Genomic DNA, 24,469 nt, shown 5'->3' on the forward strand with positions numbered 1-24,469 from the left:
TCGTGCTATCATGATATTTTTTTCATCGATCTTGTTTAGACCATTATCAATAATGCGAAATGCATTTTCTAGAGGAATGAATAATATCATAATCTAAAAGTATTCATCAGTGATTCCCGTTATTCACCAAAATAGTTTCACACGTTCATATAAACGTTTATGATCTCAAAGGATGTACTGAAAAAAATCAGAAAGCTCGAAATTCGAACCAAGGGTTTAGTTAACAATATCTTTGGTGGTGAGTATCAGTCTGCCTTTAAAGGCCAGGGAATGGAGTTTACGGAGGTTAGAACGTACACGTACGGCGACGATATCAGGCAAATAGACTGGAACGTAACCGCCAGAAACAATGAGCCCTATATTAAAGTATTTGAAGAGGAGCGCGAACAGACATTGATGCTATGTGTAGATATTTCACCAAGCGGACTGTTTGGAAGCCATTCTCAAACCAAGATGGAACTGGCGATCGAAATATGTGCTGTAATGGCTTTCAGTGCCATCAAAAATTCTGACAAAGTAGGACTGCTCCTTTTTACCGATAAAGTCGAAAAAGTAATCCCTCCAAAAAAAGGCAAGAAACATGTATTGCGGCTTATTCGGGAAATGTACACAACCGAACCTACCGGAAACAGTACAGACATAGCTGAGGCTCTCTCCTACGTTAACCGATTACTGAATAGAAAATCGATCATAGTTCTGGCTTCCGATTTTGAAGATCAGAATTTTGAAAAACAGCACAAGATCACCTCTCGCAAGCATGACCTGGTCAATTTAGTCATCAGGGACAGACTCGAAGAAGAATTACCTGATTTTGGAATTGTACCCCTTTTAGATGCCGAAACAGGAAAGCAGACGGTCATTGACACATCTGATAAAAAAGTGAGAATTGAATTCAAGAAGAAGGTTTTTAGGAGAAAAAGAGAGCTTGACAATTATTTCGTCAAAAACAGAATGGACTTTGTGGATATCTACACAAATGAATCGTACGTTCGCCCGCTAACCAACTTTTTCAGAAAACGAATTAACCGATACTGATTAATTCGTTAATTGAGCGCTATTTCCGGCTTCAATTTTAATTCGTTCAATCGACTATCAAGTGTATCGACTACATGTCGAAACTCCTCATAGTACTTTTCCTCAAGAGAATCGGCAGCAGGCAGATCAACCGTTATCGAATTTACTGGCCTGTCATCAACATAAAGCCGATAACACAGATGCGGACCTGTTGCCAAGCCCGTTTGGCCTACATAACCAATTACCTGTCCCTGTTCTACTTTTGCTCCTTGCCGGATACCTGGCGCAAAGCCATTGAGATGAAGATATGCAGTCTTATAGCTGTTATTATGCCGAATCTGAACGATATTTCCGTTTCCTCCCCTGCGCTGTGCCTCAATCACAACTCCTTCTCCAACTGAAATAATAGGTGTTCCGGTTGGTGCTGCATAATCAGTGCCGTAGTGAGGTCTTCTCTGATTTAAAATCGGATGAAATCGACTGTTCGAAAAATTTGAGCTTATTCTCTGGCTATATCTGAATGGTGCTTTCAGAAGCTCTTTTTGCATGCTGTCACCATTCTCATTGAAAAAACCTCTTCTTGATTCATTTTCGAAATAATACGCTTTGTAAACCCTTCCCCTATGTTGGAACTCGGCGGCAATAATATCGCCAATCCCTAAATACTCACCGTTCGCGTAGAGATTTTCATAAATCACTTTGAAATGATCTCCACTGCGTAGTCCAAAAAAGTCGATTTCCCAACCGAATACATCCGCTAATTCTGCTCCAAGCCTTCGTGACACACCGGCATCTACAACAGTTTCATACAGTGAGCTTGTAATCACGCCGGTTACTTTTGCCTCCTCTTTGTTGATTGGAACCATGCCGGTTTCTACATGAATATCATCCAGCCAGTTAATGATGGCATAGTTCACCTTAGACTGATGCCAAACCATGGCAAATGCCTCACCTTCGTTTTTATAGATTCGATACTTCTGGCCGGGTATCATTCTTCTCAAATTTATAATACCGGTAGCCTTCTGCTGAATATTGTAAATTGTTTGAGGATCAATATCGTGTTTTCTGAGAATAGTGTAGAGACTCTCATTCCTTCGAATTGCACTCTCCTCAATTTGGATATTCTCACCCTCAGTTATAAATCCATAAATGTCCTTCCCCGGGAGTGGCGGAATTTCATAAAAGTTTTGGGCATTGATTATATCTTCATCCAGGTCTTCAACCTTTTCGGGTCTCTCCAAAAGAGCTACGGTTAAAGCAACAAGAAGACACACAAATCCTATTAGCAGTGTTCGCGACATTTATAATTTTTCTCTGGTTAGTCTAAAGCTTATAAAAATTAAAATAATCTGAGCTCTAATCATAATTTAAGAGTTACTCAAATAATGATGTTCTCTATTCGTTCTCGCTTTTCTTATCTTCATCGATTGAATTTAACCTATACATGAAGAAATATATCACCGTGTACGCTACGGCACGCTACTACATTCTTTTAATTTTACTCCTATCTGCGCACTCCGGATTTGCTCAGCAAGTCTATACATTCGTAGATACAGATTCACTGAGAGTTGGTGATATTTTTGAATACACAATTGTTGTAGATAGCAGAGACCAGCTATTATCCTACCCGACCGAGGATGATTTTGAGGAACAAGTTGAAGTTGTAGACAGAACTAGATATCAGGTCCACGCCAACAGAGACAGTTTAGTTTACAAGCTTCAATTTTTCGGGACAGACAACCTTACTTTAGACAGGAAATCAGTTCAACTTTCAACTGCTTCAGGCGATACTACCCTGTTTACCAATCGGGTTCCAATTTTCTTTAAAACCTTACTCGCTGAAGAAGATGAGGAATTCAGACCGCTGAAGCCGATTTTTGAATTTGCGAGATCGATATATCCTTACATCATTATCTTTTTGATTCTGCTCATATCCGGCTATTTGATCTATAGGTACATAGAACAACAAAAAAGAAAACAAGATCATGCTAAGCCAAAGTATCAACCGATACCTTTTGAAAACCCATTTTTACAGTTAAAGAGTGAAATTGAACATTTAAGGCCTATTGATGGCTTATCAACATTTGATGATTTTGAACAGTTTTATGTTGAAATTGGAGATGCCATTCGCAGATACCTGAAACGTGTACACAAAATTCCTGCCTTGGAAATGACTACCTCAGAGATTACCGCATCCCTTAAAAAGGAGTTCGTTTCAGCAGAGGTCATTTCAATCACCAGAAAAGTTTTGAATAGTGCAGACATGGTAAAATTTGCTCACTTTGAACCGACAAAGGAGCAGGCTCGATCAACTTTAGACAAGGCAAATACATTCATTGAGATCGTCTCTGAATCTGATGCCGAAATCATTGATCAAATGCGTGAAAAGCATGACTTGGCTGAATCCGAGAAGTCTGAAATTTCAAACGCTGGACAGAAATGAGTTGGGCTAACCCTGAATTTTTTTGGCTGCTGTTACTTCTGCCTATTTATGTTGGCTATTACGTATGGAAGTGGGTAAAAACCAAGGAGTCAGCGCTTCTTTTCTCATCCATAGACAAGCTCGATGGAATTTCTCGCGGCTACAGAGTTTGGCTATCAAGAGCCACGCCATTGCTACACACTGTTGCTTTTACCTTATTTGTAGTTGCCCTTGCCAGGCCTCAGTCTCAAAACACAACTGTTGAAAGAACTGCGGAGGGTATTGATATTGTGATAAGCCTAGACATCTCTTCATCTATGCTGGCAGAAGACATTAAACCCAACCGCTTGGTTGCATCCAAAGAGTTAGCTGCGGATTTTATAGACAAACGGATATCGGATCGCATCGGAATTAATGTTTTTGCCAGAGAGAGTTTCACTGTTGTACCACCCACTTTAGATTACAGCCTGGTAAAAAGTATGCTGGAAACTGTAGAATTGGGCATGGTGCGCGACGGTACCGCCATCGGAATGGGAATTGCAACTGCCGTGAATCGATTAAGGGACAGCTCGGCAGAATCGAAAGTGATCATTTTGCTTACTGACGGGATGAATAATTCAGGAGAAGTTGATCCCATCACCGCAGGAGAAATTGCCGATACGTACGGAATTCGAATCTATACGGTTGGAATCGGTTCAAGAGGCACCGCTCCCTACCCTGTCGATGATCCGATTTTCGGCAGAAGATATCAAAATGTTCAGGTAAACATCGATGAAGAGATGTTGCAGCAGATTTCCCAGCAGACCGGAGGGAAATATTGGAGAGCTACCGATTTAGAGCAGTACACCGAAATCTATCAGGAGATTGACAGACTGGAACAATCTGAAATTGAGGAAATTACATATGTGGATTACGAAGATCTCTATTTCAATTATCTGTTCGGTGGGTTACTTTTCCTTCTTTTAGCTTTTGTAAATGAACGCTTTGTAGTCCGATCTCCGTTATTTCAGCCATAGTTCTATCAAAGAATTAAACTTCAATAATCGCTTCTACATGAAGCTTTTTCTATCTTTTTTATGATTGACCAAATTCGCTCTTCCATTTTAAAATCAGTACCCGTTAAAGAAATAGAGACATTTCTGAGCGAAAAAAAGCATCTGTTTCTCAAAAGCTTTCAAGGCTCATCTGCCCTATTCGCACTTTCTGAGGTCAAACCCAAAACGGGAACACTTTTATACATCACCAAGGATTTTGAGCGATCAGCGGCCGTAGCTGCAGATTTAGAACAGATATCGGATTCCAGGGTCTACCTCTTTCCGCCAACCCGAAAAAAACCTTACGACTCAGGGAAAGTTGTTGACATGTCTGTGTTGGTACAACGGTCCGAAGTGCTGGAGAAGATCAGTTCAGGCGCAGATGGGATCATCGTAGCTTCTATTGATGCCATTGTTGAAAAGCTGGTACCGGCCGATATATTTCATAAGTCATCAATCAAACTTGAAAAAGGTGTTGAAATTCGACCGGATGATCTTTCCGAGCAGCTCACAGATCAGGGCTACAGCTCAACACGCTTTGTTGACGCTCCCGGCGAATTTGCTGTTCGCGGGGGTATCTTTGATGTATATCCCTTTTCCGGTGAATATCCTGTTCGCCTGGAGTTTTTTGGTGATGAGATTGAGTCTATTCGTGAATTCGATCCGAATTCTCAGAGATCTATCTCTTTCCTGAATGAGACCCGACTGGTTCCAAACTCTGGCGGCGATCAATCGCAATCGATGGAGAGTCTTCTCTCATATTTATCCGAAGATTCACCAATTATCGCAGAAGATATTGATGTACTTACAGGCGAGTTAGCGGAATATTTCGAAAAGGCAGAGAATAGTTATTTAGCTCAAAATCAGAAAGAGTTGTCTGCCCCGGATCAAATTTATGTAACTCCCGAGGAGTGGAAAAACGATATCGGGAACCGGGCTTTGATACTGCTGGGAAGTTTCAATAAATCCATGCAGTTCGACAAGACTATTGAGCTGGACAGCTCCCCTCACCCCTCTTTCCACGGGAATTTCAAACTGCTTCGGGAGTTCATCACAGATCACACCGGGAAAGGTTATCAAACCTACATCCTGGCCGATCACGAAAATCAAAAAGAGCGATTTGAAGAGTTACTGGGTGAGACGAGCGACGAGTTTATGTACCGGGTTTCGACTCAAACCATTCATGAAGGTTTTATACTGAACGCTGAAAAGAAAGCCGTACTAACAGATCACCAGATTTTTGATCGTTATCATCGCCCAAAGATTAAACGCAAGCGCGTTCGCGGCGGTATCTCATTCAAAGAGCTGAAAGACCTGAATATCGGTGATTTTGTAGTCCACGTCGATTACGGAATTGGTAAGTTTGCCGGCTTCAAGAAGATCGAAGTGCGCAATACAACACAGGAAGCAGCCGTACTGCGATATAAAGATGATTCCACTCTGTATGTGAATGTTTCCAGCCTGCATAAGATACAGAAATACTCAGGCAAAGAGGGAAAACAACCCAGAATAACCAAACTTGGGTCAGGCGAATGGGCCAGGAAAAAAGCATCCACTAAAAAGAAAGTAAAAGACATAGCCCGCGACCTCATCGAACTCTATGCCAAGCGGAAAGCACAGAAAGCATTCTCCTTTGCACCCGATAATTCCTGGCAAACTGAGCTCGAAGCGCGCTTTGAATATGAAGAGACCCCCGATCAGTTAGAGGCAATCCACGCAGTAAAAGCAGACATGGAGTCTGAACAGCCCATGGATCGATTAATCTGCGGTGATGTAGGCTTTGGTAAAACTGAAGTTGCCGTTCGAGCTGCTTTTAAAGCGGTTATGGACCAGAAACAGGTAGCCATACTGGTACCGACCACCATTCTGGCCGATCAGCACTACAAAACATTCATGGAAAGAATGAAGGAGTTTCCCGTACAGGTTGAAGCTCTCTCCCGTTTCAGAACTGCGAAAGAGCAGAAAGAGATCATAAAAAAATTGGAAGCAGGTAAAGTCGATATTTTAATTGGCACACATCGCATCGTTTCAAAAGATGTAAAGTTTAAAAACCTTGGGCTCTTGGTTATTGATGAAGAGCAGCGATTTGGCGTTTCTATAAAAGAGAAGTTAAAAAAGTTCAGGGCTACGGTTGATGTGATGACCTTAACAGCCACACCCATCCCCAGAACCCTTCAGTTTTCTCTGATGGGCGCCAGAGACCTAAGTATAATCAACACCCCTCCTCCCAATCGTCAGCCGGTTTACACGGAAATACACAGCTTTAACGAGGAGTTGATCAGAGATGCCCTGCTTGAAGAGGTATCGAGAGGCGGACAGGTCTTTTTTATTCATAACCGGGTGAAAAATATTGAAGAAATTGCAGGAATGATTCACGATCTGGTACCGGATATTCGCGTCAGATTTGCTCATGGCCAAATGTCTCCTTCCAAATTGGAAAAGATCATTCAGGACTTTTACAATCATCGATTCGACGTCTTGATTTCAACGAATATTGTTGAAAACGGAATTGATATTGCAAATGCCAATACAATCATCATCAATAACGCAAACCAATTCGGTTTGAGTGAGCTTCATCAACTTCGCGGACGTGTGGGGCGATCGAACCGAAAGGCCTTTTGCTATCTGATTACACCGCCCATCCAAAAATTGTCGGCTGATGCCCGAAAAAGATTAACTGCCCTTGAAGAGTTCTCCGATCTTGGATCAGGGTTTAACATTGCCATGCGGGACCTGGATATTCGGGGTGCAGGTGACATTCTGGGAGCGGAACAGAGCGGTTTTATTTCTGATGTGGGTTTCGAACTTTACACAAAAATTTTAGACGACGCCGTAAAAGAGCTCAAAGAGACCGAATACAAAACGATGTTCAGTAACGAACAGGTTTCCATAGATTACCCAGAAACTCAAGTTAAATTTGACCTGTCCGCATATCTTGAGAAGTCTTACGTAAAAGACAACGTGGAGCGATTAAATCTTTACCGAAAACTATCTGAAGCAACTACAATTGAACAAATTGATGACTGGCATGAAGAAGTGGTCGACCGGTTTGGAAAAATGACAAAGCCCGGTATCAATCTCATTAAAGCGGCCAAAATTAAGCTGATTGCATCGAAAATGTTAATTAAAAAAGTTACAATTCGGTCGGGCAGGGTTTGGCTCATGGGACCTAACAATGAAAGTAAACTTGGCGAACAGTTTTATGGATCCGGTTACTTTCAAAAATTACTGGGAAGCATCCAGCAAGATGATTCTCATCCGTACAAGGTTGTTCAGAAAAATGATACCGTTACGCTGGTTATACAAAACATTGAAGATGAAGACGCAGCGATAGAGTTTTTAACTGCGCTACCCGAATTTGAGATGAATGAGGAACAAGTTGAAGTATGATCATTGACTTTCAAACGGCTGTAAAACTTATTAAAAAGGGAGACGTGGTTGCCTTCCCCACCGAAACGGTATATGGGCTCGGGGCAGACGCGAATAACATCATGGCGATTAAAAGAACATATGAGCTAAAGGGGCGCCCGTCAGATAATCCCTTAATTGTTCACGTAAGCTCTATATCTCAGGCCGAAGACATTACCCGTAATTTACCGGACAGTTTTTACAAGCTTGCAGAAAGTTTTTGGCCCGGACCACTAACCCTAATTGTCGAAAAAGATCCATCGGTTCCGGATATTGTTACCGGAGGCTTATCTACCGTTGCTGTTCGCATGCCAAATCATCCTTTAGCATTGAAGTTAATTACTCAAACCGGACCTTTAACAGCACCCAGCGCCAATAAAAGCGGCAAACCAAGTCCAACAAAACCGGAACATTTACTGCAAGATTACGATGACAGCCTTCCCATCCTGGATGGAGGTAATACCACAATCGGTTTGGAATCAACTATTTTAGATCTTACTTCAAAAAAACCGGAAATTTTGAGGCCGGGCGCAATTTCCCATGTAGAATTATCCGAAGCCTTAGGAGAGGAAATACTTCCCTTTCAGGAAAAAAAAAATCATGATTCAAAACCGGTTAAAAGTCCCGGAACCAAGTACACACATTACAAGCCGGACGCCGAAGTAAAGTGGATCAAAAAAATACCTAAGTCTCTTGAAAATAATGCATTATATGTGGTTTACTCTCAAAACGAGTGGCCGGACGTTAAAAATTTAATCTCCTACAAGGGAAATTTTTCAATTTTGGCAAAAGATCTGTACGATATTTTCCGCCGTGCCGATCATCTACAATATGAAAAAATATATATTGAAGAACTGCCTGTACTGCATGAGGATACAATAATACCGGCACTGATTAATCGTATCTCTAAAGCTTGCACAGAGTAATGCTTCACCTAGGTAATTTTCACAAGTAAGCTATCGGTAATTATTTTTCGGGATTGTAAACGATTTTGAATTATTTTGATGTTATAGGTACTAACTGATTAAAAATGATCAGAATCTTTTAACCCAAAATTAAACAGCAAACACGATGAAAATAAATAATACGATAAGGAAGCTGTTGCTATTTATTATAGCGCCACTTCTTACGATAACCTTTATTACAGCTTGTGGAGATGACGGCGATGGCCCGACACCACCACCGGCTGAAGAACTAAACTTAGTTGAACTCGCGCAAAGCGATGAGGATTTTAGCACACTTGTGAGTGTGATTGAAGATCTCGGACTAGAGGAAACTCTTACATCCGGCGACTTTACAGTATTTGCTCCTACAAACGCTGCATTCAACGCTCTACCTGACGGAGTTTTGGAAAGTCTTACAGATGAGCAACTGCTGGACATTATACAGTTCCACGTAACTGAAGGATCTGTTCCTTCCTCTGCATTGGGTGCTACACAAGATGTTCCTATGCTGAATGAAGAAAATACATTGGTACAGTCTAGCGCGGCCGGTGTGGTTGTTAACGGTTCTTCAAATGTTGTTAAAGCAGATTTGGAAGCCACGAACGGTTATATTCATGGAATTGATGAAGTATTGCTTCCAAGCGCAATCAGAATTGCTCTCGGTCAACCAAACTTGGTTGACGTAGCTCAAGAAGACGGTCGGTTTGAAACTCTGATCGGTCTTGTAGAAGATACAGGCCTTACAACAACACTACAGTATTTAGGCCCTTACACTGCATTTGCTCCTACCGACGATGCTTTTACAGCTCTTTTCGAAGAGGTTGATCCTGGTACGTTAACAACAGAGCAACTCACTTTTATCCTTACTTACCATGTGATTAGCGGTGAAGGTATTGCTTCAGGCGATTTAGCAGAAGAGCAAGCAGTAGCATCTGCAGCCGAAGAACTTCTCTACATTACTTCTAATGAGGAAAATGGTGTAACCGTTAATGGTAATTCTTCTGTAATTGATGCAGATGTTGATGCCTCAAACGGTATTATCCACGTTGTTGATAATGTTCTTCTGCCGAATGCTTTCCTAAACACCGTGCAGGTAGCTCAGAAAAACTACAACTTTACAACATTAGTTGACCTGATTGTTCAGGCTAACTTAGCTGAAACTGTAGCTACAACTGAACTCACAGTATTTGCACCGACAAACGCTGCATTCGAAGCTCTGTTTGCAGAGGTTGATCCTGGAAGTCTTACACCAGAGCAATTAGAAGAGATTCTTCTCTATCATACAATTCCGGGTGCTACGATTGCATCAGGAGACCTCCAGGCACAACAAAATCCTGCATCAACAACCGGTGAAGCTCTCTACGTTACGGTTGACGGTGATGTAGTTGTAAACGGTAATTCTACTGTTGTAACTGCTGATGTGGCTTCTAACAACGGTATTATCCACGCAGTTGATACAGTACTTCTGCCAAATGCCTTTGTTGATGTTCCTGCAATTGCTCAGAAAAATTACGATCTGACTACTCTTGTAGGTCTGTTGGTTGATAATGATCTGGTAGGTACCCTTCAGGGTGATGGACCATTTACCGTGTTTGCTCCAACAAATGCTGCATTCGAAGCAATCAGTGATGTAGTATCAACACTTACACCTGAGCAGGTTGTTGAAGTACTGACATATCACGTTCTAGCTGCAAATGTTGAGTCCGGAGATATTGTACCACCTCAAACAGTTACTATGTTGAATGAGCAGGATATTACCATTGATGTTGTCAATGATGTTGTAACCATTACTGATGCTGCCGGCGGAACTGCTGAGGTAGTTGTTGCCGACCAGGTTGGTACAAATGGTGTCGTTCATATCATTGATGCGGTTCTAATACCAGATTTGGGTGATGGAAATGGAGGTGGTGACCAAGCGGTAACACTTCCTGTAACCTTCGAAGATGAGAATGTGGATTATGCACTGACTGATTTCGGTGGTAATATATCAGAAATCGTTGCTGATCCAACTGATGGAACAAACACAGTTGCACAGTCAACTAAAGGGGCCGGATCAGAAGTATGGGCCGGAACTACTATTGGTGGAACTGTCGGATTTGAAAATCCAATTCCTTTTACGGAAACAGAAACCACAATGAGTGTTCGAGTGTGGTCACCTACTGCTGGTACTCCAATCAGGCTTAAAGTTGAAGACGCTACTGATGGAGGAATCAGTGTAGAAACTGAAGTCAACACTACAGTTGCTCAGCAGTGGGAAACACTGGTATTTGATTTCAGTAATGAAGTTACTGGAGCTCCTTTAAATCTGTCAAACGTTTACGATAAAGCATCTATCTTTTTCAACTTTGGCACATCCGGTAGCGATGAAGTGTACTACTGGGATGATGTAGAGTTTGGCGGAGAAGCTACCGGTGGTGGCGGAAACGGAGGAGGAGAAGTAGCAGAACCTACCGCAGCCGCACCTGCACCCCCAACCAGAGATGCTGCAAACGTAATATCAGTTTTCAGTGATGCTTATACTGATATTGGCGTTACAACCTTTGCAACAACATGGAGTGAGGGAAGTTTAGTGGGAGATGTTGAGATCGTATCCGGAGATTTTATCAAGCTATATGATATTGGTAACTTTATCGGTATCCAGCTTGACAGTGGTATTGATCTGACTAGTTTCACTCATATGCATTTTGACTTCTGGGTTGCCGATGAATCCGTAGGAGCAGGTGCTGTATTTAATCCTAAATTATCCAACCATGCCGGCTTGCCTGGCTCTGATGGAGAAACCAGTGCAATTGTAGCGACTAACCCTGTTACTGAAGCTGGACAATGGGTATCATTTGATGTACCACTTGATGATTTTACAGATGCATTTGGGGGTGGCGTATTAGATAGAGACAAAATCTATCAAATTGTCATGACCACATCAGGTACCATAAACAATGTCTATATAGATAACCTTTATTTCTACAAAGAATAGGGACAGTTGTTGACGCTACCATCAAAGTGATCTCACTTTGATGGTTCGTTTTTAAATTCAATAGGCGACTCATTTACATGGGTCGCCTTTTTTATTTTTACGTAAGATCGAGATAAAATCTGAGCTAAAAGTCCTTAAACATCATTTGTTCATAGAAATTGGTTATATATTAGCCACTGAAAAAAAAGAGATTATTCAGTGCCTTTCGCATTTCGCTTCGCGTCAAAAGATGTGCCGTGGCTATCTTGTACTTAAAAACTAGTATAAGTCTTTTCTATGTAGAAGACATATCGAACTCACGTTATTTTACCACGTCCAGCGATACAGCTTAGAACTTTTTTGTACCCAGTGAGCTTTTCCGGGGTATTTAATCCTCATATCTACAAGTGGCCAAAACAGTTTAGAATAGATTCTGTCCGGTTTGATGTACTCCGAAATACCATCGGCCTTCATTAACTTACCATTCAATTTTGCCAAAACTTTTCCCTGAAACCGCTGGTAAAATGGTCCGCTGTCAATCATCTTATCCTTCTGCAAAACGGCTTCAAAACCTGTGCCTATAAATTCCAGTTTACGAGCACTCGACAGTCCGAAAAATGTCAAAGATTCATCCTTAAGTTCGATGGAATCGAGTTTCAAAACGGTACCATCATCTCCGATGAGCCACCCTTTCTTATCCCACTCACCATTAACGTTCATCACATAGTAGATCAACGTAGAGGTATTAAAATGATATCTCCCCCAGTACCACTCGTCAAATGACTCCTTCATCGGTTCAGAACCAAAATTGTGATCGTGATAGCCTGTACCGTTGAATGATATATTTTCAGGCTTCCCTGAATTAATTCTCAAACGGCCCGACACCTCGCATTTTGGTAAAATCAAATTCCAGATATGCGTATCTGCACTCCCCTGGTTGAAATTTGAGCCACTGATACCCGATCCGGATGCTGATGAAAATGTGAACTTACCTGAAATGCTCTCACCATTTGGCAGCGACTGATTCAGTTTTAGAGTGTAGGAAATTAAATCACCATCTTTAGTACTAGTAAAACTATTGTCTCCTACCCTTCCGGATATATTCTCTGAACCAAAATCAGCGAACTCAGGATCTGTTTCTTCAAAACTGTAAAAAAGAGGTTTGCCATCTTTATAAACTGAAATGCTGACGGCCGGAAAAGATTCTGCCCGCTCATTACTACCCTTCCACAACGCCTGAATGTATCTCTTCGAAAAGGGGTTACCCTCATAGAAAATCACTACAATGCTGTATCCGTTTTTGTCTATTGCATCAAAGTACCACCACTCATACGAACCCGGTACCGGTTTTTTAGTTCGGGTATCTTTTGAGTAATCTGAAATGATCTGCATAAATCTCTATTTTCAAGAAAACCTTTAGCCGGCTATTACTAATAATATTATCAATGAATCGATGGAAATATCCATTCTATTTTGGCTGCTGTCTGCATCGCTCCTTTACCTGTTGATAACATCCGTTATACTGATTCGTAACAGAATTGAGCTCACGGAACTGCCATATGATACAGCCGAAAATTTTAAGAGCAAAAAAATCTCCGTTTGCATTCCGGCTCGCAATGAGGAATTAAATATTGGCTCGCTGCTGAAAACCGTACTGGATCAAAAATATGACAATTTTGACGTTCATGTTCTGGATGATCAGTCTACCGATCGAACTCCCGAAATTTTACAGGAGTTCAAGAGCGTACATCCTCAGAAACTTTTCACACATAAAGGTAAAGAAAAGCCGGATGATTGGTTTGGCAAACCCTGGGCGTGCCAGCAATTAAGTGAAGCGGCCACAGGGGAATTGCTACTATTTATTGATGCCGACACGAAATTAGAGCCCGGAGCACTATCGAGGATAAATAACTCATTTCAATATTACGGATTAGACATGCTCACGGTTTGGCCGAGACAAATATTGGGTACGTTTTGGGAAAACACGGTTATTCCCCTCATTTATTATGCGCTTCTTACTGTTCTCCCCTCCATTTATGTATACCGCAAACCGCGATGGATGCCGGCTTCCATTTATCATCATTTAAGAGAAAAATTTGCAGCTGCTAACGGACAATGTGTTGCGTTTGCCAAAAATGCTTACCTGCAAATCGAAGGTCATAAATCAGTAAAACAACAGGTTGTTGAAGATGTAGAGCTTGCAAAAAATATTAAAAAAGCAGGACTGACTTTAAGGATGTTTACAGGCATGAACACCATCAGTTGCCGAATGTACAGAAACGAAAAGGAGATTTTTGAAGGACTGAGAAAAAATTTCCTGGCAGGGTTCAGTAACTCGTTGCCTCTGTTTATCACGGCCGCCATACTTCACATCGTTGTATTTATTCTGCCTTTTATTACGATAATTTGGCAGATCATCACTTATAATCCTTCTCTCTTTTTTCTCTCCATCGCTTCAATTACGTTGATTTTTATTCAGCGACTTGTAATATCTACCTGGTTTCACTGGAACCCGCTTTTCGTTTTTACCCACCCTCTCGGGGTAATTTGGTTTCAACGGTTGGGCATTATAAAAATAGTTGATAAAATTACCGGCAAAACTGCTCTCTGGAAAGGTCGGGCTGTTTAGTCCATCACTTCTTTTTGTTGACATTTCCCAAACTATTGACGGTTATTTTTCAATAAGATAACACCCTATTTATTTTTATTCATCAAGTATACTATATTGAAGAAGATGAAGGAATGGATCGATAAATATATCAAGTATCTGAAAATAGAGAAGAACTCCTCTGCTCACACATTAACATCGTACCGTACCGATCTCGAACAGTTTCTGGCATTCTGTTCCGCGCATTTTGAAGTGGAAACAGAAGAAGTTAAAATCAAAAATATTGATCGCCTTACAATAAGGCTGTGGCTTGGCGCACTCAGTGAAGACGGATTAGCCAGAAGTACGATTGCCAGAAAAGTGGCTTCAATCCGTTCATTTTTTAAATATGGATTTGTTCGTGGCGCTGTGGAAAAAAATCCGGCTCATCTGCTGATTGTTCCCAAAAAAGAGAAAAAGCTTCCTAAAACGGTTCAGGTAGAAGAAATTGATCGCTTGATGGAGATCGTAGAAACCGGCACGCCATCCGGAAATCAGGATAAAGCTATTCTTGAGTTGTTTTATGCATCCGGAATGCGGTTATCCGAATTGACCAATTTAAACGTGAATCAACTCGATTTGAACGATAAACAGGTTTCTGTCATTGGAAAAGGTAACAAACAGCGTATCATACCGTTAGGAAATAAAGCGATTCAGGCTTGTAAGAATCATCTGCAAACGCGCAGTGAGCTTTACGGAAAAAGAACGGATAGTGATGCACGGAAAGCTCTTTTTTTAGCGGCCGGCGGTCAGCGGATGTACCCGCGACGAATTCAAATCATTGTAAAAGATTATTTAACAATGGTTAGTGAGGTAACGCAAAAAAGCCCACACGTTTTAAGGCACAGTTTCGCTACCCACATGCTGGATGCAGGTGCCGACATACGAATTATAAAAGAATTTTTGGGTCACGCAGATTTATCTGCAACACAGATCTATACTCATACAAGTGTGGATCGACTTAAAAAAGTATATAGCAAAGCCCATCCAAGGGCAGAAAAATAAACCATAACTGGAGGAAATAATGAAAACGACTTTCACAGCAAGACATTTTGATTGCAGCCAGGACTTAAAAGAGTTCAGTTTAAGCTCTGTTGAGAAATTGGAACAATTCTTCGATAAAATTATCATCTGCGATATTGTACTGAGACCGGGTCAGGATAATGACAATCCATCCATCGCAGAACTCAACGTTAAAGTCCCAAACACGCTGATCAATGTGAAAGAAGAAGCACCATCTTACGAACAAGCTATTGGGGCAGCCGTAGATACTGCGGTAAGACAGCTGCGTAAATACAAAACTAAACATTTCGAACATCAGTAAATAAAGAGCCATACCTGCCTTGAAATAATCAAGGCAGGTTTTTTTTATCTTCATTCATCTCTATGCTTTTTGATAATCAGGACATCATTCCAAGAAAAGAAAAGGTTCAGGTATCGTCTCTTTTAGAAAGCCTTAAATCTACGCTTAAAATAGCTCTTGAACCTTTAGCAGCTGAAAAACATGCTGAAAATAAGTATGTAGTGGAAGCTGATCTTCACCGGCCCGGCCTTGCTCTTTCAGGTTACGTTGATCTTTTCACCTACCAACGAATCCAGATTATAGGCAATACGGAGTGCAGATACTTAAGGAATTTGAATGAATCAGATATGATGAGCTCTTTTGAGCAGCTGGTATCATTCGATATTCCTGTGATTTTCCTAACCGACAACAACAACCTTCCCAAAAAAGTACTCAAACTTGCCGAACAACATAATGTACCTGTTTATCGCACTAGTATTGAGACTACCAAATTCATGTATCAACTTCGAGATTTTCTGGAAGATCTCTTTGCGGTACAAACCATGCTCCACGGTACCATGGTTGATGTTTATGGAATAGGAATTTTAATTGCCGGAAAATCAGGAATCGGGAAAAGTGAAGTTGCTCTCGACCTTGTTGAACGAGGCCATCGGTTGGTATCGGACGATGTTGTAATTCTTACCAAGAAAAACAACGTCTTAATGGCATCAGCTACTGAAATGAATAAACACTTTATGGAAATTAGGGGCCTTGGCGTTGTTGATGTCATGTCTATGTTTGGAATTCGAGCCGTTCGCTATCAAAAGAGGCTTGAAGTTGTTTTAGAGCTATCCCTTTGGGAAAATTCGGATAAAGTTGACCGTACCGGTCTGGATAATAATACAATTGGAATTTTAGGCACCGATATCCCGTTAATCCAACTACCCATAACACCTGGAAAAAATATTACCGTAATCGCTGAAGTTATTGCAATGAACTACCTTTTGAAACACTATGGCTATGATGCTGCAAAGGCATTTCAGGAAAAAGTAAAAAAGCATATCTCTGAAAAAAAACACCGCGATGACATGCCTAAAAGAGCAATCGAGTACTTCGAAGGTGATATTGAATAAAAGTCATTCTCAGTAATTCGTAACAAAACCCATCTGAATTACTCTTTTTATATACTAATGGATTATGCTAACTTTTAGCGCTGATGTTTAACCGCTCAAAATATGTCTGATATCAATCATTTTTACTACGATGACGAGAAATGTGAATTTGTTCCCGTTGTCTACGAAAAAAAGAAAAAAATATTTAATTCTCTATCCTTCTGGGCTATTAACAGTATAGTTATGGCCAGTGTTGCCATCATCGTTCTATCCAATTTTGTAGGATCCCCCGCAGAGATAGCTTTAAAGGCAGAGAATGAAGCTTTGATGAGCCAGCTGGAAACAACCCGCGTCTCTATCACCGAGCTGGAAAGCGAACTTAGCACAATTTCTGAGCTTGATAACGAAATGTACCGGTCCGTTTTAGGCTTAAATCCGATATCTGAGGACGAAAGATTGGCAGGTACAGGTGGTACCGATCCCTACGAAGAGTTTGACCTATACAGCGATGATGCTTCAGAAATGCTTCGATGGACTGCTTCACGGCTGGACAACCTGGAAAGAAGACTAAGTATACAGAAACTTTCTTTTGATGAAATCAAGTCTTACTACAACGAAAACCAAGAGAGATTAAAACACGTCCCTGCTATTCGACCGGTCAACGGGATATTACTCAGTGGTTACGGTCCCAGAATTCACCCGGTTTTAAAATATAGAAGAATGCATGAGGGAATTGACTTTCGTGCAAGTATTGGTACAGATATCTTTTCAACCGGTGAGGGAACGATTAAGTACGCAGGGCGACGTGGCAACTATGGCTTACTCGTTGAAATCGATCACGGATTTGGCTATGTAAGTCGGTATGCTCATATGTCCGGTTTTGCTGATGGAATAAAAACCGGCGCGAAGATTGAACGTGGCCAGCTTATTGGTTTCTCCGGTGAAACAGGGATGACAAACGGTCCACACCTTCACTACGAGATTTATTATAATGGAAAGCCTGTAGACCCACTGAACTATCTATTTGCAGATATTACACCCGAAGAGTATCTCATGTACAAAGACATTGCTGAAAACAATCCAATGTCGATGGACTAATATTAAAAGCCGGTCCAGAGTAGTATTTTAAACTTTTACCCGGTGATTTTAAATACTCCGGGGTCTCCATCATTTTCATCATCATAACCGGATACATCTATCCCTCTTCCCTTCTTCAGTACGATGTTGAATAGAAAAGTTAGTGCGGATTTTGCCTGAAGAAAATCATCCTTGGTCCTGTCTGAGTTTCTCTCTATTTCTGCAAGGAAAAAATCTTTCTGCCATGTCCTGATTTGTGAGGAGTGGACAATCGACATGTTTTGTAAGAAGTCATTCACCAGACTGACGGCTCTCTTCTCTGAAAGGTAGGATGCCTGTTTTCTTCTGAGTTCTATTCTTAGGTTGGAAAGTATTAGTTCTCTTCTCATTGTTTCTCCTTTTTATTTGTAAGAAACAGATAGGGGAATTCCCTTACATAGAAAGTTTTATTCTAATCTTTGAACGTATAAAAAAACCCCGACAACAAAAGTTGTCGGGGTTTTTAAAATATAAATGTGGAGCTGGCGGGAGTTGAACCCGCGTCCGAGAAGGTAAATCGTCAAGCATCTACATGCTTAGCTATTGATTAAAGTTTCGGATGAAGCAATGCTCAATAGCAAAGCAACTCCACCCTATTCTGCATTAAGTTCTCCAGCCACGCGACAGACACGCCCTTCGGAAAAGCCAGTTTTATCGGCGCTCGCAATGGGGCCTACTGGCAAGACGCCCAAGGGAACGGACTCGTCAGTTTAAGCTGCGAGTCTGTAAGAGTAATTGTTGTCAACTACTTTTATTCCATGATGAATGATTAACGAGATTCATCGGTCAATCTCGGCATGCAGCCTGCAATTGTACTCAACCCGTCGAATCCGGTACAGCCCCATTAAGTCAAAGAACGTTAGTCTGTAAATGTAACGAATATATTCAACCAAATCGTACCTTATGAATTTGGTTACATCCGTTCAAACTCTATAAGATGATCAATAGTGTCCAAAGCGATTCTGTATCAGCAACAAATACTGATTCTGACTGTTCATGAAAAGTTTATCTATGTTTTAATAATTAATCCTCTATTACCCCGTCCTTTAGGGCGGGGAACGAAGAGTCTCATAAAATCAGGGCTTTAGCCCTTCACAGGGCTGCTTATTAGGGCTAAAGCCCTTTTCCAATGGCATCAATTTAGTACCCGGCCTGAAGACCGGGGCAATAGACTAAATCTTATTTATTGTTTAGGACGCTATTGTAAGATGATAAATCCTTATGAGAATCTACTCCACTGCATTATTCATGTTATAAGAAGAAAATTTATTAATCGTTAAGTTATGAATTTTCAGCTATTTTCAATCTATTGATCGGTTTAAAGCTAATTTAAAAACTTACAGGATCGTTTAACTACTCTGGAATTTTTCGAACTGCTTAATGTGTTAACTTGTAAACTTTTGCAGAATTCTATCGTATCAAGTCTATGATAAAATTATACAAGAATCATACAATACTTTGATTAAAACGCTAACGCTATTCATCATACTTATTGGATTTGTATCCCAACCCGTCTACTCTCAGGACGGTGCATCTGTAAACGGGTACATCACGGACAGTCAAACCGGTGAAACTCTTCTTTCTGCTAATGTTGCGTTGCTTGAAATCAACAGAGGTACATCCACGAACACATCCGGTTATTACTCTATAACCAATATCACACCGGGCACTTATACTTTGGTAGCCACATATATTGGTTATCAGCGGTTTGAAAAAGAGATCACCCTGGAGGAGGGAGAAAATCTACGCCAAAATATTGAGTTGATTCCTCAAGGCGTTGAACTTGAAGAAGTTGTAGTTGAATCTCAGGCAGAAAGAGAAGCTCAGAGAAATATTGGTCGCGCCGAGGTATCTACCGAATTAATTAAAGAAGTACCTGCTATTATAGAACCGGATGTATTCCGTTCCATTCAGCTACTGCCCGGAGTTAAAGCCGCATCCGATTTTTCCAGCGGACTCTACATCAGAGGCGGAGGGCCCGATCAGACATTGATTCTGCTGGATGAAACAACGGTCTACAATCCCACTCACTTCTTTGGATTCTTCTCCACGTTCAATCCGGACGCAGTAAAAGACGTTCGACTCTACAAAGGAGGTTATCCAGCAGAGTTTGGAGGACGTTTGGGTTCTGTACTCACGGTTTTTAATAAAGATGGAAACCGAAATGAAACAACAGGTTCCGTAAGCCTTGGATTACTTGCCTCAAGAGTATCAGTCGAAGGCCCTTACAGCCGTGGTTCATGGATGATTGCAGTACGAAGATCAACATTGGAACCGGTTTTAGCTGTACTCCGGCAATCCGTAGATAGCGTACCAGATCTGTTCTATTTCTATGACATTAACGGCAAGCTAAACTTTGATGCCACAGCCGACGACCGGTTCTCCATAGCTTTCTATACAGGCAATGATAATGTTTCCCTCCCCTTTCAGGAAGACGCGACCATCAAGCTTAATTATGGTAATCAAACCGTGAGTACGAAATGGAGACGAATCATCTCCGAAGAACTTTTCAGTTCAGTTACTGCTACAGGTTCTCGCTATTTCAATCAGCCCGGTTTTGAGATTGGAGGAACACCCTTTGAGAGCAATAACAAAATTTACGACTTTTCGCTAAAGGGTGACTTGGAGTATTTACCTAACGAGAAGAATACGATTTCAACAGGAATCTGGGGCGGAATTTTGACCCTTAGCTATGCCGATCGGTTTGATGATCAACCTACATTTTCGAACCGGATACAGTCTACATACCTGTCGGCCTATATACAAAATGAATGGCGCCCGACCCGACAGTGGATCATTAATGGCGGACTGAGACTGAATACATTTGCTGAAGGAGACTTTTACAGATTTGAACCCCGCATTTCTGTAGAAAACAGATCCTTTTCGAATATAAGACTTCAGGCCGCTTACGGACGCTACTACCAGTATTTGACACTCATCACCAACGAGGCATTTTCCGGATTTGATATTTGGCTGACGTCCGATGATGGCGTACCTCCCTCTTACGGTGATCAATTTGTTGCAGGCGCAAAAACAATTCCATTTGAAGGATACGGCTTAGATGTAGAACTTTATTATCGAACCATGAGAGATCTCTTCGAATTTGATCCTTTCGTTAATGATGCAGCAGGCCTGGATTACTCCGAACTGTTCAGGTACGGTGAAGGATATGCTTATGGTGTAGAGGTCTTTTTTGAAAAACAGACCGGACGCTATACAGGGTTTATCGGTTATACTTACGGAATCACAAAACGAAAATTCCCTGGATTTAATGATGAACTGCTGGATGAGCCATTACGCGGCAGATTTTATCCTCCAAAATATGATCGCACTCACGACGTAAACTTCGTTAGCACCTATAAACTGAGTGACAGATGGAGCGTTTCCGCCGTTTTTAATTTTGCGTCCGGACAACCTTACACAAAACCTCTGGGAAGAACACAGTTCAACGGCGTTCCCTGGGGCAGCAGCGAGAGAGACATTTTTACTGTAGGAAATCTGAATGCATCGCGCCTTCCCTCCTACCACCGGCTTGATATATCATTTAGCAGAAAAGGTACATTTTTTAAATTAGGGGATGCCGAATGGCAATTCCAGGTAATCAATGCGTATTCAAGAAGGAACATTTGGTTTTATAACTACGATTTTGAAGAGAATCCGGTAGAACGTCAAGATGTTCTGCTATTACCGGTTATTCCCTCTGTTTCTTACACCGTTAATTTTTAGTTGATATGAAAAAGATAATTACAGTAAAACTCTTTGCGATTACAGCACTGCTTCTGTTTGGCTGTGAGAGCTATGATCAGGATGATTACCGGGAGTATATCGTAGTGGAAGGTTATGCTATTGCGGAACAACCGTTACCCGATATACGCTTAAGCACTACTGCTCCCGCCGACGCCGAATATAGTTTCGAGGATAATTTTATACGAAATGCAATCGTACTCGTAACTCTTCTTGATGAAAATGGAGAGCCTGAAGAGGTCTTTGAATATGCAGAATCTACAGAAGAGCCCGGTATCTACACGGCTCTTATTCAGTCGTATCAGGTAGAAGAATTGAGGACTTACAAACTGGACATTGTTTTTAACGATCGTGACGATCAAATCTCTGCAACCACAACGGTACCGGATCAAGTTGATGTAGTTAATGAAATCCCTGAATCGGTGGTTTATCAAAGTGAAAATCAGCTCGAAATTGTTTTGGCTGAACCGCAGCAAACAGGTGATCAGAATATTTTTGTATTTAATACCATATCACTCGAACCGGCTATTGATAACTTAACTCCTTTCTATCTAAGCATCATTGAAGATGAAGAAGATGTCGACATCAACGAATATGTCAGAAATTCCTCAGGACTTATAAATGAAGGCAATTTTGATCCACTGCCTGACGGAAACATTCTGCTTCGATTCCCATGGATCGGTGTAGCATTTTATGGAGAAAATCTTGTAGTAACCCTATCTGTAGATAAAAACCTATCCGATGTGATACGATCACAGGATGTTCAGCTGGGGGGCTCTACTCTATCACCCGGAGAAATTCCAAATCTCTTGTACAATATAGAAGGTGGAATTGGGGTATTTGGGAGTCTATCTGCCGATACAATCCAAACAAGATTCAACAGACCTTTTTAAGAACCAGAACTCATATTTCATTTTGAAGATTGAGTCCCTTTTCTATTTTTTCGTGATCGTTTTTTTCGAGATATTTAACCGCTAAACCTAATGCAGATTAAACACTCATGATTGTACCCATAGCCAGTGATCACGCCGGATTCGAAGCCAAAGAAAAAGCTAAAAAAATCCTAGAAAATTTAGGACACACTCCCGTAGACTTTGGAACACACTCCCCGGACTCTGTAGACTATCCGGACTATGCCATTCAGGTTTCTGAAAAAGTAAATTCCGGAGAACATAATCTCGGAGTACTGATCTGCGGCAGCGGACAAGGCATGTGTATGACGGCGAATAAGTATCCAAATGTAAGAGGCGCTCTGGTATATAATGATAATGCCGCCAAACTGACCCGGCAACACAACAATGCCAACATCCTCTGCCTGCCCGGCCGTGAACTATCGGATGATGATCTTGAGAGCGTTATAAAAGTTTGGTTCGAAACAGAATTTGAAGGTGGCAGACACGACAGACGAGTAAAAAAGATTCACTCTTTAACTGACAAAAAATAGAACATGGATTTACTTAAAAATCAGGATCCGGAACTTTACGGATTTCTTGAAAAAGAGACTGAGCGGCAAAACTATAATTTTGAACTGATAGCATCAGAAAATTTTGCTTCTCAGGCCACCATCTCCGCAATGGGATCCGTATTAACAAATAAGTATGCAGAGGGTTACCCGGGCAAGAGATATTACGGTGGATGTGAATTTGTAGATCAAGTTGAAAATCTAGCTCGTGAACGGGGAAAAAAAGTTTTTGGAGCCGATTGGGTAAATGTTCAACCCCATTCAGGAGCATCCGCAAATGCAGCTGTTTACCTGGCGATGATGAAACCCGGAGAAACTCTTCTCGGGCTCGATCTCGCTCACGGCGGACACCTTACGCACGGTTCACCGGTCAACTTTTCAGGAATTACCTACAATGCTGAATTCTACGGCGTTGATAAAGAGACCGGCCGAATCGATATGAACAAAGTTCGTGAAAAGGCCAAGGAAGTAAACCCAAAAATGATTTCTATCGGAGCCAGCGCCTATACCCGGGATTTTGACTACCAAGCATTCCGTGATATTGCCGATGAAGTGGGCGCAATTCTTTGGATGGATATGGCGCACACAGCAGGCCTGATCGCAGCTAAGGAACTGAATGACCCGCTTCAGATTTGTGATATTGTTACTACTACCACTCACAAGACATTACGGGGTCCGCGTGGCGGAATGATACTAATTGGTAAAGATGGTGAAAACACACTCGGTGTCGTTGCCAGAAAATCAGGACGAACTAAAAACTGGAGTGAAGTACTGGATTCAGCCGTATTCCCAGGAAGTCAGGGCGGTCCGTTGATGCACGTAATTGCGGCAAAAGCTGTAGCTTTCGGTGAAGCACTTCAACCGGATTTCAAAGAGTATCAAAAACAGGTTAAAGCCAACGCAAAAGTGATGGCTGAAGAGTTTACTAATTTGGGATACGATTTAGTGAGCGGCGGAACAGACAATCATCTGATTTTAGTTGACCTTCGCAGTAAAGGACTTACAGGGAAAGTCGCTGAAGAATCGCTGGATGAAGCCGGCATCACTGTAAATAAAAATATGGTTCCATTCGATACGGAGAGCCCATTTATTACATCCGGAATACGAATCGGTACCCCTGCCCTGACTACCCGTGGTTTTAAAGAAAATGAATTTCGCTCTGTTGTAGAACTTATCGATCAAGTACTTCAAAAACCGGAAGATGAGTCAAACCGCAAAAAGGTTAAACAGCAGGTACGCGAAATGTGTGAGAAATTTCCACTCTACGATTTTGTTACGGCCTAACTTAACTTGGAAACCAAATAATTGAAAATCAGAATTTTCGGAGTAAT

18 protein-coding genes and 1 other RNA gene are annotated in these 24,469 nt (G+C 41.4%); 15 read left to right on the forward strand and 4 right to left on the reverse strand.

Translation table 11 applies throughout. The features are described 5' to 3' along the window. Window positions 1-159 precede the first annotated feature (159 nt). Window positions 160-1,035: a DUF58 domain-containing protein gene (locus tag U5K35_RS14190; RefSeq protein WP_322572152.1), complete on the forward strand. Its 876-nt coding sequence runs from the start codon at window positions 160-162 to the stop codon at window positions 1,033-1,035. Between the two features lie 8 nt (window positions 1,036-1,043). Here U5K35_RS14190 and U5K35_RS14195 read toward each other — a convergent pair whose 3' ends face one another. Further along, window positions 1,044-2,315 carry a M23 family metallopeptidase gene (locus U5K35_RS14195; RefSeq protein ID WP_322572153.1) on the reverse strand — a complete coding sequence of 424 codons (1,272 nt, stop codon included), beginning with the start codon at window positions 2,313-2,315 and terminating at the stop codon, window positions 1,044-1,046. A gap of 143 nt (window positions 2,316-2,458) precedes the next feature. Between U5K35_RS14195 and U5K35_RS14200 the strand changes: the two genes are divergently transcribed. The 5 genes from U5K35_RS14200 (at window position 2,459) to U5K35_RS14220 (ending at window position 11,796) form a co-directional block, all read left to right on the forward strand. Beyond that, a complete protein-coding gene (locus U5K35_RS14200; protein ID WP_322572154.1) occupies window positions 2,459-3,457 on the forward strand; it encodes a hypothetical protein in 999 nt (332 codons plus the stop codon). Next, window positions 3,454-4,452 (forward strand): VWA domain-containing protein, encoded by a 999-nt coding sequence (locus U5K35_RS14205; protein WP_322572155.1) that lies wholly within the window; start codon window positions 3,454-3,456, stop codon window positions 4,450-4,452. The genes U5K35_RS14200 and U5K35_RS14205 overlap by 4 nt, the downstream gene beginning before the upstream one ends. Window positions 4,453-4,512: 60 nt before the next feature. Further along, window positions 4,513-7,860 (forward strand): transcription-repair coupling factor, encoded by a 3,348-nt coding sequence (gene mfd / locus U5K35_RS14210; RefSeq protein WP_322572156.1) that lies wholly within the window; start codon window positions 4,513-4,515, stop codon window positions 7,858-7,860. Continuing rightward, window positions 7,857-8,804: an L-threonylcarbamoyladenylate synthase gene (locus U5K35_RS14215; RefSeq protein WP_322572157.1), complete on the forward strand. Its 948-nt coding sequence runs from the start codon at window positions 7,857-7,859 to the stop codon at window positions 8,802-8,804. The genes mfd and U5K35_RS14215 overlap by 4 nt, the downstream gene beginning before the upstream one ends. A 145-nt stretch (window positions 8,805-8,949) precedes the next feature. Continuing rightward, the gene (locus U5K35_RS14220; RefSeq protein WP_322572158.1) at window positions 8,950-11,796 is read left to right on the forward strand and encodes a fasciclin domain-containing protein; all 2,847 of its coding nucleotides are present in this window, start codon (window positions 8,950-8,952) and stop codon (window positions 11,794-11,796) included. Window positions 11,797-12,102: 306 nt separating this feature from the next. On the opposite strand, the gene U5K35_RS14225 is transcribed toward U5K35_RS14220, so the two are convergent. Then, window positions 12,103-13,167: a hypothetical protein gene (locus tag U5K35_RS14225; RefSeq protein WP_322572159.1), complete on the reverse strand. Its 1,065-nt coding sequence runs from the start codon at window positions 13,165-13,167 to the stop codon at window positions 12,103-12,105. Between the two features lie 61 nt (window positions 13,168-13,228). Between U5K35_RS14225 and U5K35_RS14230 the strand changes: the two genes are divergently transcribed. From U5K35_RS14230 to U5K35_RS14250, 5 genes are all read left to right on the forward strand, one after another. Beyond that, entirely contained in the window at window positions 13,229-14,404 is a 1,176-nt protein-coding gene (locus tag U5K35_RS14230; RefSeq protein ID WP_322572160.1) for a glycosyltransferase, read from the forward strand. 105 nt (window positions 14,405-14,509) lie between these two features. Continuing rightward, on the forward strand, window positions 14,510-15,427 hold the full coding sequence (locus U5K35_RS14235; RefSeq protein ID WP_322572161.1) for a tyrosine recombinase XerC: 918 nt from the start codon (window positions 14,510-14,512) through the stop codon (window positions 15,425-15,427). A gap of 19 nt (window positions 15,428-15,446) precedes the next feature. Further along, a complete protein-coding gene (gene hpf / locus U5K35_RS14240) occupies window positions 15,447-15,746 on the forward strand; it encodes a ribosome hibernation-promoting factor, HPF/YfiA family (protein WP_322572162.1) in 300 nt (99 codons plus the stop codon). Between the two features lie 62 nt (window positions 15,747-15,808). Then, complete coding sequence (gene hprK, locus U5K35_RS14245; RefSeq protein WP_322572163.1) at window positions 15,809-16,837, forward strand: HPr(Ser) kinase/phosphatase; 1,029 nt, start codon at window positions 15,809-15,811, stop codon at window positions 16,835-16,837. Between the two features lie 102 nt (window positions 16,838-16,939). Continuing rightward, complete coding sequence (locus tag U5K35_RS14250; RefSeq protein ID WP_322572164.1) at window positions 16,940-17,914, forward strand: M23 family metallopeptidase; 975 nt, start codon at window positions 16,940-16,942, stop codon at window positions 17,912-17,914. A 35-nt stretch (window positions 17,915-17,949) separates the two neighbouring features. On the opposite strand, the gene U5K35_RS14255 is transcribed toward U5K35_RS14250, so the two are convergent. Next, window positions 17,950-18,282 carry a hypothetical protein gene (locus tag U5K35_RS14255; protein ID WP_322572165.1) on the reverse strand — a complete coding sequence of 111 codons (333 nt, stop codon included), beginning with the start codon at window positions 18,280-18,282 and terminating at the stop codon, window positions 17,950-17,952. Window positions 18,283-18,406: 124 nt separating this feature from the next. Further along, window positions 18,407-18,775: a transfer-messenger RNA gene (gene ssrA, locus U5K35_RS14260) on the reverse strand. A gap of 615 nt (window positions 18,776-19,390) precedes the next feature. On the opposite strand from ssrA, the gene U5K35_RS14265 reads away from it, so the two are divergent. The 4 genes from U5K35_RS14265 to glyA all read left to right on the forward strand — a co-directional run bounded on the left by U5K35_RS14265 (window position 19,391) and on the right by glyA (window position 24,422). After that, window positions 19,391-21,658: a TonB-dependent receptor gene (locus U5K35_RS14265; protein ID WP_322572166.1), complete on the forward strand. Its 2,268-nt coding sequence runs from the start codon at window positions 19,391-19,393 to the stop codon at window positions 21,656-21,658. 5 nt (window positions 21,659-21,663) lie between these two features. Then, window positions 21,664-22,569, forward strand: coding sequence for a DUF4249 family protein (locus U5K35_RS14270; RefSeq protein WP_322572167.1), 906 nt, complete (start codon window positions 21,664-21,666; stop codon window positions 22,567-22,569). A 107-nt stretch (window positions 22,570-22,676) separates the two neighbouring features. Beyond that, window positions 22,677-23,120: a ribose 5-phosphate isomerase B gene (gene rpiB / locus U5K35_RS14275; protein ID WP_322572168.1), complete on the forward strand. Its 444-nt coding sequence runs from the start codon at window positions 22,677-22,679 to the stop codon at window positions 23,118-23,120. Window positions 23,121-23,123: 3 nt separating this feature from the next. Further along, window positions 23,124-24,422 carry a serine hydroxymethyltransferase gene (gene glyA, locus U5K35_RS14280; RefSeq protein ID WP_322572169.1) on the forward strand — a complete coding sequence of 433 codons (1,299 nt, stop codon included), beginning with the start codon at window positions 23,124-23,126 and terminating at the stop codon, window positions 24,420-24,422. Window positions 24,423-24,469: the final 47 nt, after the last annotated feature.

This window comes from Rhodohalobacter sp. (assembly GCF_034521535.1).
Classification (GTDB): domain Bacteria; phylum Bacteroidota; class Rhodothermia; order Balneolales; family Balneolaceae; genus Rhodohalobacter.

Excerpts from the sequence above, each read along its gene's own strand:
- U5K35_RS14190 (WP_322572152.1), top strand. The coding sequence starts at position 160 with ATGATCTCAAAGGATGTACTGAAAAAAATCAGAAAGCTCGAAATTCGA.
- U5K35_RS14195 (WP_322572153.1), bottom strand. The coding sequence starts at position 2,315 with ATGTCGCGAACACTGCTAATAGGATTTGTGTGTCTTCTTGTTGCTTTA.
- U5K35_RS14200 (WP_322572154.1), top strand. The coding sequence starts at position 2,459 with ATGAAGAAATATATCACCGTGTACGCTACGGCACGCTACTACATTCTT.
- U5K35_RS14205 (WP_322572155.1), top strand. The coding sequence starts at position 3,454 with ATGAGTTGGGCTAACCCTGAATTTTTTTGGCTGCTGTTACTTCTGCCT.
- mfd (WP_322572156.1), top strand. The coding sequence starts at position 4,513 with ATGATTGACCAAATTCGCTCTTCCATTTTAAAATCAGTACCCGTTAAA.
- U5K35_RS14215 (WP_322572157.1), top strand. The coding sequence starts at position 7,857 with ATGATCATTGACTTTCAAACGGCTGTAAAACTTATTAAAAAGGGAGAC.
- U5K35_RS14220 (WP_322572158.1), top strand. The coding sequence starts at position 8,950 with ATGAAAATAAATAATACGATAAGGAAGCTGTTGCTATTTATTATAGCG.
- U5K35_RS14225 (WP_322572159.1), bottom strand. The coding sequence starts at position 13,167 with ATGCAGATCATTTCAGATTACTCAAAAGATACCCGAACTAAAAAACCG.
- U5K35_RS14230 (WP_322572160.1), top strand. The coding sequence starts at position 13,229 with ATGGAAATATCCATTCTATTTTGGCTGCTGTCTGCATCGCTCCTTTAC.
- U5K35_RS14235 (WP_322572161.1), top strand. The coding sequence starts at position 14,510 with ATGAAGGAATGGATCGATAAATATATCAAGTATCTGAAAATAGAGAAG.
- hpf (WP_322572162.1), top strand. The coding sequence starts at position 15,447 with ATGAAAACGACTTTCACAGCAAGACATTTTGATTGCAGCCAGGACTTA.
- hprK (WP_322572163.1), top strand. The coding sequence starts at position 15,809 with ATGCTTTTTGATAATCAGGACATCATTCCAAGAAAAGAAAAGGTTCAG.
- U5K35_RS14250 (WP_322572164.1), top strand. The coding sequence starts at position 16,940 with ATGTCTGATATCAATCATTTTTACTACGATGACGAGAAATGTGAATTT.
- U5K35_RS14255 (WP_322572165.1), bottom strand. The coding sequence starts at position 18,282 with ATGAGAAGAGAACTAATACTTTCCAACCTAAGAATAGAACTCAGAAGA.
- U5K35_RS14270 (WP_322572167.1), top strand. The coding sequence starts at position 21,664 with ATGAAAAAGATAATTACAGTAAAACTCTTTGCGATTACAGCACTGCTT.
- rpiB (WP_322572168.1), top strand. The coding sequence starts at position 22,677 with ATGATTGTACCCATAGCCAGTGATCACGCCGGATTCGAAGCCAAAGAA.
- glyA (WP_322572169.1), top strand. The coding sequence starts at position 23,124 with ATGGATTTACTTAAAAATCAGGATCCGGAACTTTACGGATTTCTTGAA.